General features: G+C 52.9%; 16 protein-coding genes. 8 read left to right on the top strand and 8 right to left on the bottom strand.

All coding sequences use genetic code 11. The features are described 5' to 3' along the window. Positions 1 to 105: 105 nt before the first annotated feature. Entirely contained in the window at positions 106 to 2,364 is a 2,259-nt protein-coding gene (locus GA0061071_RS21030; protein WP_088236961.1) for a type VI secretion system Vgr family protein, read from the top strand. Between the two features lie 12 nt (positions 2,365 to 2,376). Further along, a complete protein-coding gene (locus GA0061071_RS21025; protein ID WP_088236960.1) occupies positions 2,377 to 2,718 on the top strand; it encodes a hypothetical protein in 342 nt (113 codons plus the stop codon). Between the two features lie 43 nt (positions 2,719 to 2,761). On the opposite strand, the gene GA0061071_RS21020 is transcribed toward GA0061071_RS21025, so the two are convergent. Next, positions 2,762 to 3,151 (bottom strand): hypothetical protein, encoded by a 390-nt coding sequence (locus tag GA0061071_RS21020; protein ID WP_088236959.1) that lies wholly within the window; start codon positions 3,149 to 3,151, stop codon positions 2,762 to 2,764. A gap of 439 nt (positions 3,152 to 3,590) precedes the next feature. On the opposite strand from GA0061071_RS21020, the gene pstS reads away from it, so the two are divergent. The 5 genes from pstS to phoU all read left to right on the top strand — a co-directional run bounded on the left by pstS (position 3,591) and on the right by phoU (position 8,226). Beyond that, positions 3,591 to 4,631 carry a phosphate ABC transporter substrate-binding protein PstS gene (gene pstS / locus GA0061071_RS21015; RefSeq protein ID WP_061499630.1) on the top strand — a complete coding sequence of 347 codons (1,041 nt, stop codon included), beginning with the start codon at positions 3,591 to 3,593 and terminating at the stop codon, positions 4,629 to 4,631. A gap of 127 nt (positions 4,632 to 4,758) precedes the next feature. After that, on the top strand, positions 4,759 to 5,718 hold the full coding sequence (gene pstC / locus GA0061071_RS21010) for a phosphate ABC transporter permease PstC (RefSeq protein WP_061499632.1): 960 nt from the start codon (positions 4,759 to 4,761) through the stop codon (positions 5,716 to 5,718). After that, positions 5,718 to 6,608: a phosphate ABC transporter permease PstA gene (pstA, locus tag GA0061071_RS21005; protein ID WP_061499635.1), complete on the top strand. Its 891-nt coding sequence runs from the start codon at positions 5,718 to 5,720 to the stop codon at positions 6,606 to 6,608. The genes pstC and pstA overlap by 1 nt, the downstream gene beginning before the upstream one ends. Positions 6,609 to 6,656: 48 nt before the next feature. Then, positions 6,657 to 7,430: a phosphate ABC transporter ATP-binding protein PstB gene (gene pstB, locus GA0061071_RS21000; RefSeq protein ID WP_061499637.1), complete on the top strand. Its 774-nt coding sequence runs from the start codon at positions 6,657 to 6,659 to the stop codon at positions 7,428 to 7,430. 70 nt (positions 7,431 to 7,500) lie between these two features. Beyond that, positions 7,501 to 8,226, top strand: a complete 726-nt coding sequence (gene phoU / locus GA0061071_RS20995; protein WP_088236958.1) for a phosphate signaling complex protein PhoU — start codon at positions 7,501 to 7,503, stop codon at positions 8,224 to 8,226. 47 nt (positions 8,227 to 8,273) lie between these two features. Here the strand turns inward: phoU and GA0061071_RS20990 are convergent, their stop codons facing one another. Genes GA0061071_RS20990 through yieH form a run of 3 tightly spaced genes read right to left on the bottom strand, consistent with a single transcriptional unit; the run spans position 8,274 to position 10,462 of the window. Continuing rightward, positions 8,274 to 9,170: an ADP-ribosylglycohydrolase family protein gene (locus GA0061071_RS20990; protein ID WP_088236957.1), complete on the bottom strand. Its 897-nt coding sequence runs from the start codon at positions 9,168 to 9,170 to the stop codon at positions 8,274 to 8,276. Positions 9,171 to 9,182: 12 nt separating this feature from the next. Next, positions 9,183 to 9,770 carry a PF03691 family colicin E2 tolerance protein CbrC gene (gene cbrC, locus GA0061071_RS20985; RefSeq protein WP_061499646.1) on the bottom strand — a complete coding sequence of 196 codons (588 nt, stop codon included), beginning with the start codon at positions 9,768 to 9,770 and terminating at the stop codon, positions 9,183 to 9,185. Between the two features lie 26 nt (positions 9,771 to 9,796). Further along, the gene (yieH, locus tag GA0061071_RS20980) at positions 9,797 to 10,462 is read right to left on the bottom strand and encodes a 6-phosphogluconate phosphatase (RefSeq protein ID WP_061499648.1); all 666 of its coding nucleotides are present in this window, start codon (positions 10,460 to 10,462) and stop codon (positions 9,797 to 9,799) included. A gap of 169 nt (positions 10,463 to 10,631) precedes the next feature. Here yieH and GA0061071_RS20975 point away from each other — a divergent pair, with 169 nt between their 5' ends. Further along, positions 10,632 to 11,969: an NCS2 family permease gene (locus GA0061071_RS20975; RefSeq protein WP_061499651.1), complete on the top strand. Its 1,338-nt coding sequence runs from the start codon at positions 10,632 to 10,634 to the stop codon at positions 11,967 to 11,969. 40 nt (positions 11,970 to 12,009) lie between these two features. On the opposite strand, the gene GA0061071_RS20970 is transcribed toward GA0061071_RS20975, so the two are convergent. The 4 genes from GA0061071_RS20970 to yidC form a co-directional block, all read right to left on the bottom strand. Then, a complete protein-coding gene (locus tag GA0061071_RS20970) occupies positions 12,010 to 12,576 on the bottom strand; it encodes an NADPH-dependent FMN reductase (RefSeq protein WP_061499655.1) in 567 nt (188 codons plus the stop codon). Positions 12,577 to 12,596: 20 nt separating this feature from the next. Next, positions 12,597 to 13,343 carry a 4'-phosphopantetheinyl transferase family protein gene (locus GA0061071_RS20965; protein WP_088236956.1) on the bottom strand — a complete coding sequence of 249 codons (747 nt, stop codon included), beginning with the start codon at positions 13,341 to 13,343 and terminating at the stop codon, positions 12,597 to 12,599. Positions 13,344 to 13,556: 213 nt separating this feature from the next. After that, entirely contained in the window at positions 13,557 to 14,921 is a 1,365-nt protein-coding gene (gene mnmE / locus GA0061071_RS20960) for a tRNA uridine-5-carboxymethylaminomethyl(34) synthesis GTPase MnmE (RefSeq protein WP_088236955.1), read from the bottom strand. 70 nt (positions 14,922 to 14,991) lie between these two features. Continuing rightward, the gene (yidC, locus tag GA0061071_RS20955) at positions 14,992 to 16,638 is read right to left on the bottom strand and encodes a membrane protein insertase YidC (protein ID WP_088236954.1); all 1,647 of its coding nucleotides are present in this window, start codon (positions 16,636 to 16,638) and stop codon (positions 14,992 to 14,994) included. Between the last annotated feature and the right edge of the window lie 2 nt (positions 16,639 to 16,640).

Raw genomic sequence — 16,640 nt, 5'->3', positions numbered from 1 at the left:
ACCGGAATCAGACATTGCGCGGAATGTTCCGCGGCTGGCTATCTCAGCTGGAGCACTTACCGCTCCTGTGTTTCGCCTACCGTTGAATCTGCCCGGAGATGATCAATGTCTTCCCGCATAACCGTCAAAATCACCGCCGCACCGGACCTGCTTTTCTGGAAAATGGCCGGCAGTGAATCCCTCTCTGAACCCTTTGAATATCAACTTACCGTACTCGGACAAGATGCCAGAATAGACAGAAGCCAGATATTGGGGCAATCCGTCAGCATTGAAATACCGGACCAGGACGCGCTTGCAACACGGTATCTCAACGGAAAAGCCACCAGCGTGGCAGTCGCTTCCGTAGAGCTTTCCGGGCAGCGTTACGCGGCCTATCAGCTCACTGTTGAGTCGGATCTCTGGCCGATGCGGCTGGAGCGAAACATGCGTATTTTTCAGGCGCAGACGGTTCCGCAAATCGTCCAGACCATGCTGAGTGAACATGGGGTAAAGCTGGATAATCAGCTCACAGCAAGTTATCGGGTCTGGGAGTACTGTGTGCAGTACCAGGAAAGCAGCCTGGATTTCATCCGACGCTTAATGGAGCTGGAAGGTATCTCCTGGTATTTTCGCCATGCAGCGGATAACCATACGTTGGTACTTACCGACGCCGGTTCTGCTTTTCCGTCGGCAGCAGGTTATGATGTCATCCCCTATATACAGTCCCAGGCTGGCGGCGTGGCGGATGTTGAAGGCATTAGTCAGTGGTCAATGGAAGATCGCGTTACGCCGGGTATTTTCAGCACCGAGGATTACGACTTTCGTAAACCAAATGCCTGGCTTTTCCAGGCTCGCCAGAACCCCGCATCGCCGTCGCCTGGCCGTATTGATGTGTATGAATGGCCGGGGCGTTTTGTTGAGCAAAATGACGGGGAATATTATGCCCGCATCAAGCAGGAACGCTGGCAGGTTGATCATCAGCAGACCGCGGGAACAGCCACCGCTATTGGCATTGCGGCCGGGCATACCTTTCAGCTCATTAATGCTCCTTTTATGCAGGATAATGGCCGCTATCTGGTGACAAAGACCTGGTTGCAGTTTGAAGAAAACCGCTATGCCAGCGGTGATGAAGGTGACAGTTCCCGGCTAATTAGCTTTAGCGTGATCCCAGCTTCTCTGACCTGGCGACCGGAGCAAAAAACCGCATGGCCGCGAACATATGGCCCGCAAACCGCTCGCGTAGTCGGCCCGGAGGGGGAACCTATCTGGACCGATAAATACGGGCGGGTAAAAGTGAAATTCCACTGGGACAGGCTGGGGAAAAGTGATGAAACCAGCTCTTGCTGGGTGCGCGTATCCAGTTCGTGGGCCGGTCAGGGATTTGGTGGTGTTCAGATCCCGCGGGTTGGTGATGAAGTGGTAATTGATTTTATCAACGGCGATCCCGACCGTCCGATGGTGACCGGGCGCGTATATAACGAGGCAAATATGCCGCCCTGGGCATTGCCCGCCGCCGCAACGGTAATGGGGTTTATGACGCGCTCAAAAACCGGCAATTGCGACAACGCCAGCTATCTGCTGTTTGAAGATAAACTCGGCGCTGAGCGCATGGATTTGCATGCGGAAAAGGACATGAATGTCTCGGTCGAAAATAATCAGGTGATTACGGTCGACGGTAACCGTAGCCTGACCGTTTTGGGTGAGCTTGATGATGAGGTGACGAAACGCGCAGCCTTCAAATACCATGCAACGCGCACGACGGAAGTGACGGATAAAGAGACCAGAACGGTAGGTAATGGCGAAGAAACCACCATTACGAATGGCCGCGTGATGCGGGTAACCAGCGGGGGTGAAACGGTGACGGTAAAAGGCAACCGCACTGAAGATATTGACGGTAGATCATCGCAGCATATTACCGGTCTGGTGAGCTATACCTTTGATAACGGCGTCTCGTCATTGATTACCGGCTCCCGGCAAGAGTCGATTTCGCAAAACCTGACACAAACGATCACCGGCAATAACATCACCACCATAGAAGGGGCGTGGACGCAGAAAATAGCGCAGGGTGCGACAATCTCTTCCCCTAAACTGATCACCATTGCGAGTGATGAAAAGGTGCACATTAAAACGCCACAAGCGCTTGAATATAAAGACCATAAAGAGACGGTTTCCCTGTTTTCTTTTGATTTTACCGCCCTTAAGGTGGTCACCGAGGGGGCCTCGTTTACGGCTACCGCGATCAGCAAGGTAGGATTAACCAATCTGAAGTTCGATAAGTCGGCTTTTGATTTGGCCTCCAGCGAGGGTCGGGTAGCGTTTACCAATGCAATGATGCAATACGGTCAGGTGATGGCCTCGGTTCATGGTTTAACGATGTTTATGTAAGGGATTGATTAAATGAAGTTTGTTATCGTTTTTTCGGTAATATTTATCGTCGGCATGGTCGCTTATATCGTCTATCTGTTTAACCGTGACCATAAGATCCAGACACAGGGCCGTGAATTGCAGGCTACCGTCGAAGAGGTCAGCTACATCAGCTCAAACGACAATGGCACCATTAACATTAAATATCGGCTCGCATTGCAAGAAGGAGGGGCCACCCGATCGGTGGAAGGGAAAGAGACCATTTCTGCCTTTAACGCATCAAAAATACAGAAAGGCAATAAAGTGGATATTAAGTATCTGGATGATCACCACATTCTGTTTGTGTTCGATAAACAGCAAGCGCCAGGCAGTTAGCCGCAGCGTAAAAAAGAGGTTGCCGATGGCAACCTCTCCTGACTTATTTGACCCTACGGCTCAGCTCATCAAGCTTGTTTTCCAGCGAATTAATGCTGCGTTGCATGTCATCAACTTTACGGCTTAATTCATCATTGCGTCTTTGCAGGTTTTCTCTGTCCCGCCCCATTTCCGAGAGCGTTTTTTTCATATCAGCGATGTCTTCTTTTTGTTTTGGCGCATCCTCTTGAATGTTTCTGAGTTTACTTACGCTCAGGTAATCCGATGGGACGATAGTTGCGTTACCCGTGTCATGTTCTGTGCCCTGCAAAACCATCACCGAATCAGACTGATAACCGGAGGAGCCAAGAGATACGGGCCTGTCGGCGGCATGGCCGTATGTAGCAGGAAGAAACGACAGCAATCCGATAGCGACAGCAACTGATTTAATCATCATCATTCCTTAGGGTTTACTATGTTGCATCAACAATGGTCCGACTTCGTAGCTATATAAATACGAAACCAGAGGCTTGTCTGCTACCTCTTCCTGGTAGCGCTGTCGCGCTGAAAATCGGTGGCGGATGATTGCTAAATCACTGGAAAAGGGATCGTTAGCTGGGGCGGAATAGCGGCGTTTATTCTGGCAGCGCTTTATGACAAATCCGGATTTTCAGCTACGGTTGGATTGTCATAAAAAGAAAATGTTCGTGTAATGAAGTTGTGGTAATTGAATGTTATTACATTGATTTATAAATGTTTTTAATAATTCAGCAAGGATATTTCATTGCTGTCATTAAACAGTAACAATCATTGCATATAACTGTCATCAAAGTGTCCTATTTTGCTCCGAGTAGCAACTCAAACAACGATTTACGAATCTTGCAGGAGACATTATGAACGTTATGCGTACCACTGTCGCAACTGTTGTCGCCGCGACCTTATCTCTGAGCGCTTTTGCTGCCAATGCTGCGGCAAGCCTGACCGGTGCTGGTGCAACTTTCCCTGCGCCGGTGTATGCCAAATGGGCTGATACCTACCAGAAAGAAACGGGTAATAAGATTAACTACCAGGGTATCGGTTCTTCCGGCGGCGTGAAACAAATTACGGCTAAAACGGTTGATTTCGGTGCTTCCGATGCCCCGCTGGCTGATGACAAACTGGCTCAGGAAGGCCTGTTCCAGTTCCCGACCGTAATCGGCGGTATTGTACTGGCTATTAACGTCCCGGGCATTAAATCCGGCGAGCTGGTACTGGATGGTAAAACGCTGGGTGATATCTATCTGGGCAACATCAAAAAATGGGATGACGCAGCGATTGCAAAACTCAACCCGGGTCTGAAACTGCCTTCGCAGAACATCGCGGTTGTGCGTCGTGCTGATGGTTCTGGCACCTCTTTCGTCTTCACCAGCTACCTGGCGAAAGTCAACGAAGAGTGGAAATCCAAAGTTGGCTCTGGCTCCACGGTTAACTGGCCGACCGGTCTGGGCGGTAAAGGTAACGACGGTATCGCCGCATTTGTACAGCGTCTGCCGGGTTCCATTGGTTATGTTGAATATGCTTACGCTAAGCAGAACAACCTGACCTACACCAAACTGCTGTCTGCAGATGGTAAAGCGGTTAGCCCGACTGAAACCAGCTTCTCTAACGCCGCAAAAAATATCGACTGGAGCAAATCCTTCGCTCAGGACCTGACTAACCAGAAAGGCGCGGATGTGTGGCCAATCACTTCCACCACCTTCATCCTGGTGCATAAAGAGCAGGCTAAACCGGAGCAAGGCGCTGAAGTCCTGAAATTCTTCGACTGGGCTTACAAAAAAGGCGGCAAACAAGCTAACGAACTCGACTACGCTACGCTTCCGGAAAGCGTCGTGACTCAGGTTCGTGCTGCATGGAAAGCAAATGTGAAAGACAGCAGCGGTAAAGCACTGTACTAATCACAGATTATTGAAGAATATGGCGAGTGGCGCTTACACCACTCGCCTTACAGATTCTCTGTAGGCCCGTAAGCCGATGCATGCGCCTGCGGGCAAATTCGTAAGACGTTAAACTGAAGAGTAATTTATGGCTGCAACCAAGCCGGCATTTAACCCTCCGGGAAAAAAAGGCGACATGATTTTCAGCGCACTGGTAAAACTGGCTGCGCTGATTGTGTTATTGCTGCTCAGCGGCATTATTGTGTCTCTGATTTTCTCCGCCTGGCCAAGCATTCAGAAGTTTGGTTTCTCATTCCTGTGGACCAAAGAGTGGGATGCTCCGAATGACATTTATGGTGCGTTGGTACCGATTTACGGCACTATCGTCACCTCAGTTATCGCGCTGCTGATCGCGGTTCCGGTGAGTTTCGGCATCGCGCTGTTTTTGACCGAACTGGCGCCAAACTGGCTGAAACGCCCGCTTGGTATTGCGATTGAGCTGCTGGCGGCTATCCCCAGTATTGTCTATGGCATGTGGGGCTTGTTTATCTTTGCTCCGCTGTTCGCCACCTATTTCCAGGAGCCGGTGGGTAATGTGCTCTCCACCATTCCGTTTGTGGGCGCGCTGTTTTCCGGGCCGGCGTTCGGTATTGGCATTCTGGCTGCCGGGGTGATCCTCGCGATCATGATTATTCCTTACATTGCGGCGGTTATGCGCGATGTGTTTGAACAAACGCCGGTGATGATGAAAGAGTCGGCGTACGGCATTGGCTGCACCACCTGGGAAGTGATCTGGCGCATCGTGCTGCCGTTCACGAAAAACGGGGTGATTGGCGGCATTATGCTGGGGTTGGGCCGCGCACTGGGCGAAACCATGGCGGTAACCTTTATCATCGGTAACACCTACCAACTCGATAGCGCTTCGCTGTTTATGCCGGGCAACAGTATCACTTCCGCACTGGCGAACGAATTCGCCGAAGCGGAATCCGGTCTGCATGTTGCCGCGCTAATGGAGCTGGGACTGATCCTGTTTGTGATCACTTTTATTGTGCTGGCCATTTCTAAAGTGATGATCCTGCGACTGGCGAAAAACGAGGGGGCGCGCTGATGGCAACGCTTGAAATGCAAAGCACGGTGCAATTAGCCGAGTCGCGCCGCAAAATGCAGGCGCGTCGTCGCATGAAAAACCGTATCGCCCTGACGTTGTCGATGGCGACCATGGTGTTTGGTCTGTTCTGGCTGGTCTGGATCCTCTTTTCTACCGTGGCACGCGGCTTTGATGGCATGTCTTTGGCACTGTTCACTGAAATGACACCGCCGCCGAATACGGCGGGTGGCGGTCTGGCGAACGCCCTGGCGGGCAGTGGTTTGCTGATTCTGTGGGCAACCGTCATCGGTACACCGCTGGGCATTATGGCGGGGATTTATCTGGCCGAGTATGGCCGTAAGTCGCTGCTCGCGGAAGTGATCCGCTTTATCAACGATATCCTGTTGTCTGCGCCTTCTATTGTGGTGGGGCTGTTTGTTTACACCATTGTGGTCGCGCAAATGCAGCACTTCTCCGGCTGGGCAGGCGTGATTGCGCTGGCGCTGTTGCAGGTGCCTATTGTTATCCGCACCACGGAAAACATGCTGAAACTGGTACCGGATAGCCTGCGTGAAGCGGCGTATGCGCTGGGAACGCCTAAATGGAAGATGATTGCGGCGATTACCCTGAAGGCCTCCGTCTCCGGGATTATGACGGGGGTGCTGCTGGCGGTTGCGCGTATTGCGGGTGAAACCGCGCCGTTGCTGTTTACTGCGCTTTCTAACCAGTTCTGGAGTACCGACATGATGCAGCCTATCGCTAACCTGCCGGTGACGATTTTCAAATTCGCTATGAGCCCGTTTGCCGAATGGCAAGAATTGGCCTGGGCCGGGGTATTGATTATCACTCTCTGTGTACTGTTGCTGAATATTCTGGCGCGCGTCATTTTCGCGAAGAGTAAACACGGTTAATTTTTTGCGACGCGGCGATAAGCGGCGTCGAGTTGAGGAAAGAGATAAATGAGTATGGTTGATACGACGCCGGGCAAAATTCAGGTTCGCGATTTGAACTTCTATTACGGCAAATTCCATGCACTGAAAAACATCAGCCTGGATATCGCTAAAAATCAGGTGACTGCGTTTATCGGGCCGTCAGGCTGCGGCAAGTCCACGCTGTTGCGTACCTTTAACAAGATGTTTGAGCTCTACCCGGAGCAGCGCGCTGAAGGTGAAATCCTGCTGGATGGCGACAACATCCTCACCAATACCCAGGATATCGCGCTGTTGCGTGCAAAAGTGGGCATGGTGTTCCAGAAGCCGACGCCGTTCCCGATGTCGATTTACGACAATATCGCCTTTGGAGTGCGTCTGTTTGAGAAGCTCTCCCGCGCCGATATGGACGAGCGCGTGCAGTGGGCTTTGACCAAAGCCGCATTATGGAACGAAACCAAGGATAAACTGCACCAGAGTGGGTACTCTCTCTCCGGTGGTCAGCAGCAGCGTCTGTGCATTGCACGCGGTATCGCGATTCGCCCGGAAGTGCTGTTGCTGGATGAGCCCTGTTCAGCGCTGGACCCGATTTCAACGGGTCGTATTGAAGAGCTGATTACTGAGCTTAAAGAGGATTACACCGTCGTGATCGTTACCCACAATATGCAGCAGGCTGCGCGTTGCTCCGATCATACGGCGTTTATGTATCTCGGCGAACTGATTGAGTTCAGTAATACGGATGATCTGTTCACCAAGCCGAAGAAGAAACAAACCGAAGACTATATTACCGGGCGCTACGGTTGATATGCCCGAACCGCAAAGGCGTAAACGCCTTGTTTTAACGTGAAATCTGTCGGGCATTTGGAGTTGAACCATGGACAACCTCAACCTTAACAAACATATTTCCGGGCAGTTCAACGCTGAACTGGAAAGTATCCGCACTCAGGTAATGACCATGGGTGGAATGGTGGAGCAGCAGCTTTCTGATGCGATCACCGCGATGCACAACCAGGACAGTGAGCTGGCAAAGCGCGTCGTTGAAGGTGATAAACAGGTCAACATGATGGAAGTGACCATCGATGAAGCCTGTGTGCGTATTATTGCCAAACGCCAGCCTACGGCGAGCGACCTGCGTCTGGTCATGGCAATTATTAAAACCATTGCTGAGCTGGAACGTATTGGCGATGTGGCGGATAAAATTTGCCGTACCGCACTGGAGAAATTCTCGCAGCAGCATCAGCCTCTTCTGGTGAGTCTGGAGTCGTTGGGCCGCCACACCGTGCAAATGCTGCATGATGTGCTGGACGCCTTCGCCCGCATGGATCTGGATGAAGCGGTACGCATCTACCGCGAAGATAAAAAAGTGGATCAGGAATACGAAGGCATCGTGCGTCAGTTAATGACGTACATGATGGAAGATTCCCGCACTATCCCGAGCGTCCTGACTGCTCTGTTCTGCGCCCGCTCTATCGAGCGTATTGGTGACCGCTGCCAGAATATTTGCGAATACATTTTCTACTTCGTGAAGGGGCAGGACTTCCGTCATGTCGGCGGTGATGAGCTGGATAAGCTGCTTGCCGGGAAAGATCCGAAAGAGTAATGCGGCAATATCACCCCCTCGCTACGGAGGGGGTGAGTGTCTCAGGCTCATTTCACCAGCAGTTTTCTCGCCAGATTATCGATATCCTCATACTGCCACAGTTTATCGCGCCAGCGTTGCGGAATACCGTTCACGCCGTAATACGCGCCGGCTAACTGCCCGACAATCGCGGCCGTGGTATCGGCATCGTCGCCAAGGTTGGTAGCCAGAAGAATCGTTTCCTCAAAATCACCGCCCTTTGCGAAACACCAGAGCGCGGCTTCCAGGCTCTGTACGCAATAACCGGTGCCAACGATATCCGCTCGCGTTTTCTGCAAATAGCGGCCTTCAGCGATGTGGCGCAGCTTTTCTTGCTGCGGCAGTTGCGGGATATGTGTCAGGATCTCCTGCTTGCTCATACCGCTCAGCGCATTGATCAGCATCTGTGCAAATAAGCGGCAACTGGCGACGGCTTCCGGGGCGGCATGGGTAGTACGCGATGAGGCTTCGGCATACTCCAGCACCTGCTGCGCATCCGGGAAATACCACAGCACGACGGGAGCAAGACGCATCAACGACCCGTTTCCGGCCGTTCGTGGATCGCTGGAACCGGCAAACGGTTCGCCATCGCTGGCAAATTTTTGCAGCGCCCCCGCAACAGTCATACCGATATCAAAACAGTGGCCCGTGGAGCTGAAATAGCCCCATTTCCACCAGTTAAGGTAACGGTTCATCTGATCTCTGGCATCAAAACCCCGGCAGGTCGTCAGGCTTTCCGCCAGGCACAGGGCCATAGAGGTATCATCCGTCCACTGCCCGGCTTGTAAGTGAAACGGGCCGCCGCCTACCATATCCGTTACCGGGGGAAAGCTGTCTTTCGGGCTAAATTCAACGGCAGTGCCCACGGCATCCCCGGCTGCCAGGCCGAGAAGCGTGCCCTGGTAGCGCTCAAGTAATTCTGGCATGGGTATACTCCGTCAGGATAAATCCGCCCACAGGCGTAGTTTTCCGCAATGCAGGCAGCGGAAGAGGTAACCCTGGCAGTCGCCGCCATCGAGAAGGTACTCAGGCAGTTTCTCGTAGTCCATACCAAATGCATAGCAGTCGGCTTGCAGGTCGGCAAACTGATCGAGTTTATCGGCAATTTCTTTCCAGCCGACGTACCCCACAAAAGCGCAGAAGTCGTTGCAATGCGCCAGCCAGTACTCCTGTTGCCAGCCGCAGTAACCCGGTGTGCGTTCGGTCAGCTCAACGAGACGGTCTTCCGGCCAGGGATTTTTGAACCCGGTGAATTCGCCGTCGTTGTCGTACTCCGCTTCAACGCCATCAACACTGGATTCGTCCTGAAAACTGCCGCCAAACTTTTGCGCGGCTGCGCCGTCAGCGATACACCACGGGCAAAGGTAATCGATCTCTTCGGTGGTGTAGAACGGATTGGTGTAATAAATCGCGGTCGGCTGCTGGCAGCAGGCGCAGGTGACCGTTTTGTCATCAGAAAACACCCCGGTGTCCAGGGGATGTGGGTGGTATTTAAAGACCGGAAGTGGTCGGGTTGCCTGGGCCATAAAAACGTCCTGTTTAGTGGTTTTGGTTAACGCGTAACATGCCACCCGCGTGCGCGCCACAGCTCTGGCAACTGCGCTAAATCAGTGAACGTAGTCACTTTCGGGTGATCGATAGGTTGGTTATGCGGATCGGCGCAGAAGTAAAACACTTCCATACCCGCCGCAATACCTGATTGTGCTCCGGCAGTGGAGTCGTCCACCAGAATACAGTTTACCGGATTAACATTCAGCGCTTTTGCCGCATGGTACATTAACGCTGGATCGGGCTTCCAGCGCTGGATGTCATAACCGCTGAACAGCGTGTCCGGAAAGTGATGCAGCAGACCCAGTTTACCTAAAGAGTGCTGCATTTTGCTGACCGGGCCGTTGGAGACCACGCACATCGGCACGCTAACAGCATCCAGCAGTGCGCCCGCGCCGGCAATCACTTCCAGCTCGGCATCAAACAGACGCGCGACCTCATCGCGGTACACTGGCTCCAGCGCGCTTTTCGCCAGAGCTACACCATATTCAGCGCTGATGACATCAATAATTTCGTACAGTTTCATACCTTTAAAGCGCTTAAAGACCTCTTCCAGCGCCAGCGTGATGCCAAATTCTTTAAACATATGCACATAAGCGCGTGAGCAAATTACTTCACTGTCGACCAGGGTGCCGTCACAGTCGAAAAAAACCGCTTCAATGTGGGACATGCTGTTTCCTGTTTTGTTGCGAGTTTAACGTTTACTTAACGCAGATAGCGGGACGCAATCGTTGCCGTATAAGCAAATTCAATGAAAAAAAGTGTGTGATAACCGTCAACATTGTCTCATTTTGGTATAGGATAGCGACGAATTTTCCCTCCTATTCCGGAAATTGATAATGAGCCAACAACACACTACCCAGGCATCGGGCCAGGGGTTGCTTGACCGCGTGTTTAAACTGCGCGAACACGGCACATCGGCACGTACCGAAGTGATCGCCGGTTTCACAACGTTTTTGACGATGGTGTATATCGTCTTTGTTAACCCACAAATTTTGGGCGTCGCCGGGATGGACACCAGCGCAGTATTCGTTACCACCTGCCTGATTGCTGCATTTGGTAGCATCCTGATGGGACTGGTTGCCAACCTGCCGGTAGCGCTGGCACCGGCGATGGGCCTGAACGCCTTCTTCGCGTTTGTGGTGGTGGGCGCCATGGGATTGTCCTGGCAAGTGGGTATGGGTGCCATTTTCTGGGGGGCGGTTGGCCTGTTGCTGCTGACCCTTTTCCGCGTCCGTTACTGGATGATTGCCAATATTCCGGTGAGCCTGCGTGTGGGGATCACCAGCGGTATCGGTTTGTTTATTGGCATGATGGGTCTGAAAAACGCCGGTGTCATTGTCGCGAACAAAGAAACACTGGTGAGCATTGGTAACCTGACTTCCCACAGCGTTCTGCTGGGCGTCCTCGGTTTCTTCATCATTGCGATTCTGGCATCCCGCAATATTCACGCCGCAGTGCTGGTTTCCATCGTGGTGACCACGCTGCTGGGCTGGTTGCTGGGTGATGTGCAATATCACGGTATTGTTTCCGCACCGCCGAGTGTGGCCAGCGTGGTTGGCAACGTAGATTTGGCCGGTTCGTTTAATATTGGTCTGGCTGGCGTGATCTTCTCCTTTATGCTGGTGAACCTGTTCGACTCCTCCGGTACGCTGATCGGTGTTACTGACAAAGCCGGGCTGGTGGACGAAAACGGCAAGTTTCCGCGCATGAAACAAGCGCTGTTCGTTGACAGTATCTCTTCCGTTACCGGGTCCTTTATCGGAACCTCTTCTGTTACGGCGTATATCGAATCTTCTTCCGGCGTGTCTGTCGGTGGTCGTACCGGCCTGACTGCCGTTGTGGTGGGTTTGTTGTTCCTGTTGGTTATCTTCCTGTCGCCGCTGGCAGGGATGGTGCCGGGCTACGCTGCTGCGGGTGCGCTGATCTATGTTGGTGTGCTGATGACATCCAGCCTGGCGCGTGTGAAGTGGGAAGATCTGACAGAAGCGGTACCTGCGTTTATCACTGCGGTGATGATGCCGTTCAGTTTCTCCATTACTGAAGGTATCGCGCTGGGCTTTATCTCTTACTGTGTGATGAAAATCGGGACGGGGCGCCTGCGCGATCTCAGCCCGTGCGTCATTGTTGTCGCACTGCTGTTCTTGCTGAAAATCGTCTTTATCGACGCGCATTAATCTGCATTTCCCTCTCCCTTGCCGGGAGAGGGAAAACCGATTACCGCTTAACGCGCTGGATATACTCTCCGAAAGCAGTAAGTTGCCCGCTCAGATGATCAAGCGTGCTTTGATCAACCACTTCCCCCGTCTGCTGATCCACTTTGTTCTGGATGACTCCGCCCATAAATTCAGGCTTATTCATCACCATTGCATCGAGAAAGACGAGGATTTGGCGCAGATGATACTGGCAACGTGCACCGCCGATTGCGCCCATTGAACTGGTTTGAATCAATACAGGTTTCCCGGCGAGCGGCTGTTCCGGCAAGCGTGATAACCAGTCTATGGCGTTCTTCAGGCCACCCGGCACTGAGTAGTTGTATTCAGGGGTGACGATAACCACACCATCCGCTGCGCGGATTTGTGCGGCAATGGCTTCCAGGCTCTGCGGAAATCCTTCTTCCTGTTGTATATCGGCATCATACAGTGGGATATCAGCAATCGAGGGCAGCGGTGTGATAGTCATTCCCGCAGGCGCAAGCTTGGGCAACGTACGTGCAACCATGGCATTAAAAGAGCCTTTACGCAGACTCCCAAGCAGTGTCACAACATTGAGTTCAGCAGACATGATGACTCCTTGCTAACGGATCAGTTAAGGATCAGGGCTTTTTCGGCAGGTAAGCTGGTGAATCGCATCAGACGGGAGGCGGGATCGTTGGCGCGCGTTTGTACATCGGCAAGGTAACGCCACCCTTTTTGACTATCAAATTCCCAGATTTTAAGGCTTTCGATGGCGGGGGCGACGGCCACCGACCAAATCAACACGTCTTCAGCATCACACATCACTTCCACTTGCGCCAGTTGCGCCACGCGAAGTCGACCGGAGCCTGGCAAAAGCTGTAATTGCCCGGGATCATCCTGCATCTGATGGATCAGCTTCATCACGCTTTGGCGCAGCGTCAGAATCTGAGTTTGTGCTTCATTCGGATCGCTTTGGTTATTGATCCACAACTGTTCATTGCCTGTGAATAGGGGCTGCTTTTGCCCGTGCGGGTTATGGAAACCCCGTGTCGCGCGTTGAAGCTCCATATCCAGACCGCATTCACCCTCTGTTGTTAGCGCAACACCCACCATGTTTCCGGCATAGGACAGCGAGAACTGCGGCAGGCTGCTGTCGGTAAAGGCGGGTTTTCCGCTGGCTTCAATAGCAATCTCCGGCAACTCGCTGATGCCGTACAGCATAAACATCATTTCGGCGAGTAAGGCCCTGGACGCGAGGAAACGTGAGCGTCGGTGTTCGGGGAGCTGACGAGCGCTGTCATGACAGGTTACCGGGAGTCGCGTAGAAACGAGATGTCCTTCTGTAAGAATCCCTCTTGCAAAATGCGTAGCCATTTTTCGCTCCGTGATAATGGTCTGGATGAATCGAATCGATAATCAATATTATCGCCCATACTGGATAGGTTTTAATGCGGAAATTCGCATCTGAAAAGTCCTAAGCGACCATATTTACATTTTCTTTAGCCAATCCTGCGTACTTTACGAAATTTGGCCGCCAGGAAAGCAAACGGCCGCTAAAACGGCCGTTCGGTGAGCAGTGGGAAAGGGTTATTTACCGATACAGAAACTGGAGAAAATACGACCGAGTAAATCATCGGAGGTAAACTCGCCGGTGATCTCACTCAAGCTCTGCTGTGCCAGGCGAAGCTCTTCAGCCAGCAGCTCACCAGCCCATGCGCCAAGCAATTGCGCTTTACCCTGTTGCAGATGCTCCGCCGCTGTTTCCAGCGCTTGCAGGTGGCGGCGGCGTGCCAGGAACCCGCCTTCCATGTTAGTGTCGAATCCCATGCTTTGCTTGAGATGAAGACGCAGCGTGTCGACGCCTTCGCCGGTATGCGCAGAGAGGCGTATAAGTGAGTGGCTATTCACTTCGCTCATGCCTGGTTGCTCGCCGGTAACATCCGTTTTGTTACGCACCACCGTAATCGGTAATTTCGCCGGTAAACGGGCAATAAAATCTGGCCATATTTCCGCCGGGTCAACCGCGTCAGTCGTGGTGCCATCCACCATAAACAGTACCCGGTCCGCTTGCTCAATCTCCAGCCACGCGCGTTCGATGCCGATACGCTCGACTTCATCACTGGCTTCACGCAGACCTGCGGTATCGATAATGTGCAGCGGCATGCCATCAATATGGATATGCTCGCGCAACACGTCGCGGGTGGTGCCGGCGATATCGGTCACGATAGCGGCTTCCCGCCCGGCCAGCGCATTCAGCAGGCTTGATTTTCCGGCATTTGGGCGGCCGGCAATCACCACTTTCATCCCTTCGCGCAGCAGACTTCCCTGGCGTGCTTCAGCGCGCACAGCATCCAGATCGGCAATCACGCTGTGCAACTGCGCTTCAATTTTTCCGTCCGAGAGAAAATCGATTTCTTCATCCGGGAAATCGATCGCGGCTTCGACATAGATGCGCAGGTGAGTAAGTGCTTCCACCAGGTGATTCACGCGGGTGGAAAACGCCCCTTGCAATGAGTTCAGCGCTGAACGTGCTGCCTGCTCGGAGCTGGCATCAATCAAATCGGCGATGGCTTCAGCCTGCGCCAGATCAAGCTTATCGTTGAGGAATGCGCGTTCAGAAAATTCCCCCGGTCTGGCAATACGCAGCCCTGGCAGCGTCAGAATGCGTTTTAACAGCAGATCGAGGATCACCGGACCGCCGTGGCCCTGCAGTTCCAGTACATCTTCACCGGTAAAGGAGTTTGGCCCTGGGAACCACAGCGCAATGCCCTGGTCCAGCGCTGCGCCATCAGCGTCCAGGAACGGCAGATAGTCGGCATAACGCGGTTTTGGCAGTTTGCCTAATACCGCCTGCGCAACGTCGCGCGCCTGGCGGCCGGAAATACGCAAGATGCCCACACCACCGCGTCCCGGTGGGGTTGCCTGGGCGACAATCGTGTCGTTATGGCTCATGGTTTGTTTTCCGAAACCTCAAAATAAAAAAGGCGGTCAGATGACCGCCTTGTCTGAATCTTAACGCGTATCAGGAGCTTTTCTTCTCGCGGCTATGCAAACCACGTTTCTCCAGACCACGGTAAATCAGCTGCTGCTGAATAATGGTCACCAGGTTGCTGACGATATAGTACAGCACCAGACCTGATGGGAACCACAGGAAGAACACCGTGAAGATGACCGGCATAAAGGTCATGATCTTCTGCTGCATCGGGTCGGTCACGGTGGTCGGCGACATCTTCTGAATGAAGAACATCGTTACGCCCATCAGAATCGGCAGGATGTAGTACGGGTCTTGTGCGGACAGGTCATGGATCCACAGTGCGAACGGCGCATGGCGCAGCTCAACAGAGCCCATCAGCATATAGTACAGCGCCAGGAAGATTGGCATCTGAATCAGCAGCGGGAAACAGCCACCCAGCGGGTTCACTTTTTCCGCTTTGTACAACGCCATCATTTCCTGGCTCATACGCTGCTTGTCTTCACCCAAACGCTCACGCATGGCCTGAATTTTTGGCTGCAGCATGCGCATTTTCGCCATGGAGGTGTACTGCGCTTTGGTCAGCGGGTACATGATGCCACGAACGATAAAGGTGATTGCAATGATGGAGAAGCCCCAGTTACCCAGGAAGCTATGGATCCATTTCAGCAGTTTGAACAGCGGCTGAGAGATAAACCACAACCAACCGTAATCCACAGTCAGATCCAGATGCGGTGCAGCGGCTGCCATTTTGTCCTGAATTTCCGGACCCACCCACAGGGTGCTGTTCAGCGATGCAGTCTGGCCTGGTGCGATGTTCACCGGCTGCGATTTGTAGCCGATGGCTGCAACGCCATTGCCCAGGTTGCTGGTATAGAAGTTGTTCGTACCATCGTTGCGCGGGATCCACGCTGTAGCGAAATACTGTTGCAGCATTGCAACCCAACCGCTGTTTGCGCTGACGTTCAGGTTTTCGTTATCGGCAATGGTGTCGAACTTGTATTTCTCATACTTCGCGTCAGGCGTGGAGTAGGCCGCGCCGCGGAAGGTATGCAGCGCAAAGTTGCTGCTGCCTGTATCGCGATGTGACGGCAGATTGATGGATTGCTTCAACTGACCGAAGGTAGCCACTTCCAGCGGTTTATCACTGGTGTTCTGCACGTTATAGCCTACGTTCACCGCGTATTCACCGCGTTTCAGCGTGAATGTTTTGGTGAATGTGTTGCCAGCAGCGTCGGTATAGGTCAGCGGGATCGCCAGTTCGTTCTGGCCGTCAGCCAGTACAAACGCATCTTTTTCCACGTTATACAGCGGACGCGGGCCATTTGCCGGGTTATCCGGACCGTTAGTACCCGTCAGACCGCTCTGCGCCTGATAGATAAACTGCGGTGTGGTTTCCAGTAACTGGAACGGCTCGCTGGCGCCCAGTTCTTTCGGATAAGCCGGAAGCAGTGCCTGCTCAACATCACCACCACGGGTGTTGATGGTCAGCTCAAGCACATCGGTTTTAACCGTTATCAGTTTCCCCTGGCCACTGGCCGGTACGCCCTGGTCGGCTGCGCTACCCGCTGCGGTGGTCGTAGTCTGCGTGGTCTGCTGTTGCGCCGGAGGAGGATTTTTATCCTTCTCCCACGTTTGCCAGATCATGAAAGACACGAACAACAAAGCGATGATAAAAAGATTGCGTTGCGAATCCATCG

Source organism: Kosakonia oryzendophytica (genome assembly GCF_900094925.1).
In the GTDB taxonomy this organism is placed as follows: domain Bacteria; phylum Pseudomonadota; class Gammaproteobacteria; order Enterobacterales; family Enterobacteriaceae; genus Kosakonia; species Kosakonia oryzendophytica.
Note: the sequence above shows the minus strand (reverse complement) of the source record. Positions and strands in the feature narration are given on the sequence as shown.

Bases quoted from the DNA above. Each gene is read 5' to 3' on its own strand.
- GA0061071_RS21030 (WP_088236961.1), top strand. From the start codon at position 106: ATGTCTTCCCGCATAACCGTCAAAATCACCGCCGCACCGGACCTGCTT.
- GA0061071_RS21025 (WP_088236960.1), top strand. From the start codon at position 2,377: ATGAAGTTTGTTATCGTTTTTTCGGTAATATTTATCGTCGGCATGGTC.
- GA0061071_RS21020 (WP_088236959.1), bottom strand. From the start codon at position 3,151: ATGATTAAATCAGTTGCTGTCGCTATCGGATTGCTGTCGTTTCTTCCT.
- pstS (WP_061499630.1), top strand. From the start codon at position 3,591: ATGAACGTTATGCGTACCACTGTCGCAACTGTTGTCGCCGCGACCTTA.
- pstC (WP_061499632.1), top strand. From the start codon at position 4,759: ATGGCTGCAACCAAGCCGGCATTTAACCCTCCGGGAAAAAAAGGCGAC.
- pstA (WP_061499635.1), top strand. From the start codon at position 5,718: ATGGCAACGCTTGAAATGCAAAGCACGGTGCAATTAGCCGAGTCGCGC.
- pstB (WP_061499637.1), top strand. From the start codon at position 6,657: ATGAGTATGGTTGATACGACGCCGGGCAAAATTCAGGTTCGCGATTTG.
- phoU (WP_088236958.1), top strand. From the start codon at position 7,501: ATGGACAACCTCAACCTTAACAAACATATTTCCGGGCAGTTCAACGCT.
- GA0061071_RS20990 (WP_088236957.1), bottom strand. From the start codon at position 9,170: ATGCCAGAATTACTTGAGCGCTACCAGGGCACGCTTCTCGGCCTGGCA.
- cbrC (WP_061499646.1), bottom strand. From the start codon at position 9,770: ATGGCCCAGGCAACCCGACCACTTCCGGTCTTTAAATACCACCCACAT.
- yieH (WP_061499648.1), bottom strand. From the start codon at position 10,462: ATGTCCCACATTGAAGCGGTTTTTTTCGACTGTGACGGCACCCTGGTC.
- GA0061071_RS20975 (WP_061499651.1), top strand. From the start codon at position 10,632: ATGAGCCAACAACACACTACCCAGGCATCGGGCCAGGGGTTGCTTGAC.
- GA0061071_RS20970 (WP_061499655.1), bottom strand. From the start codon at position 12,576: ATGTCTGCTGAACTCAATGTTGTGACACTGCTTGGGAGTCTGCGTAAA.
- GA0061071_RS20965 (WP_088236956.1), bottom strand. From the start codon at position 13,343: ATGGCTACGCATTTTGCAAGAGGGATTCTTACAGAAGGACATCTCGTT.
- mnmE (WP_088236955.1), bottom strand. From the start codon at position 14,921: ATGAGCCATAACGACACGATTGTCGCCCAGGCAACCCCACCGGGACGC.
- yidC (WP_088236954.1), bottom strand. From the start codon at position 16,638: ATGGATTCGCAACGCAATCTTTTTATCATCGCTTTGTTGTTCGTGTCT.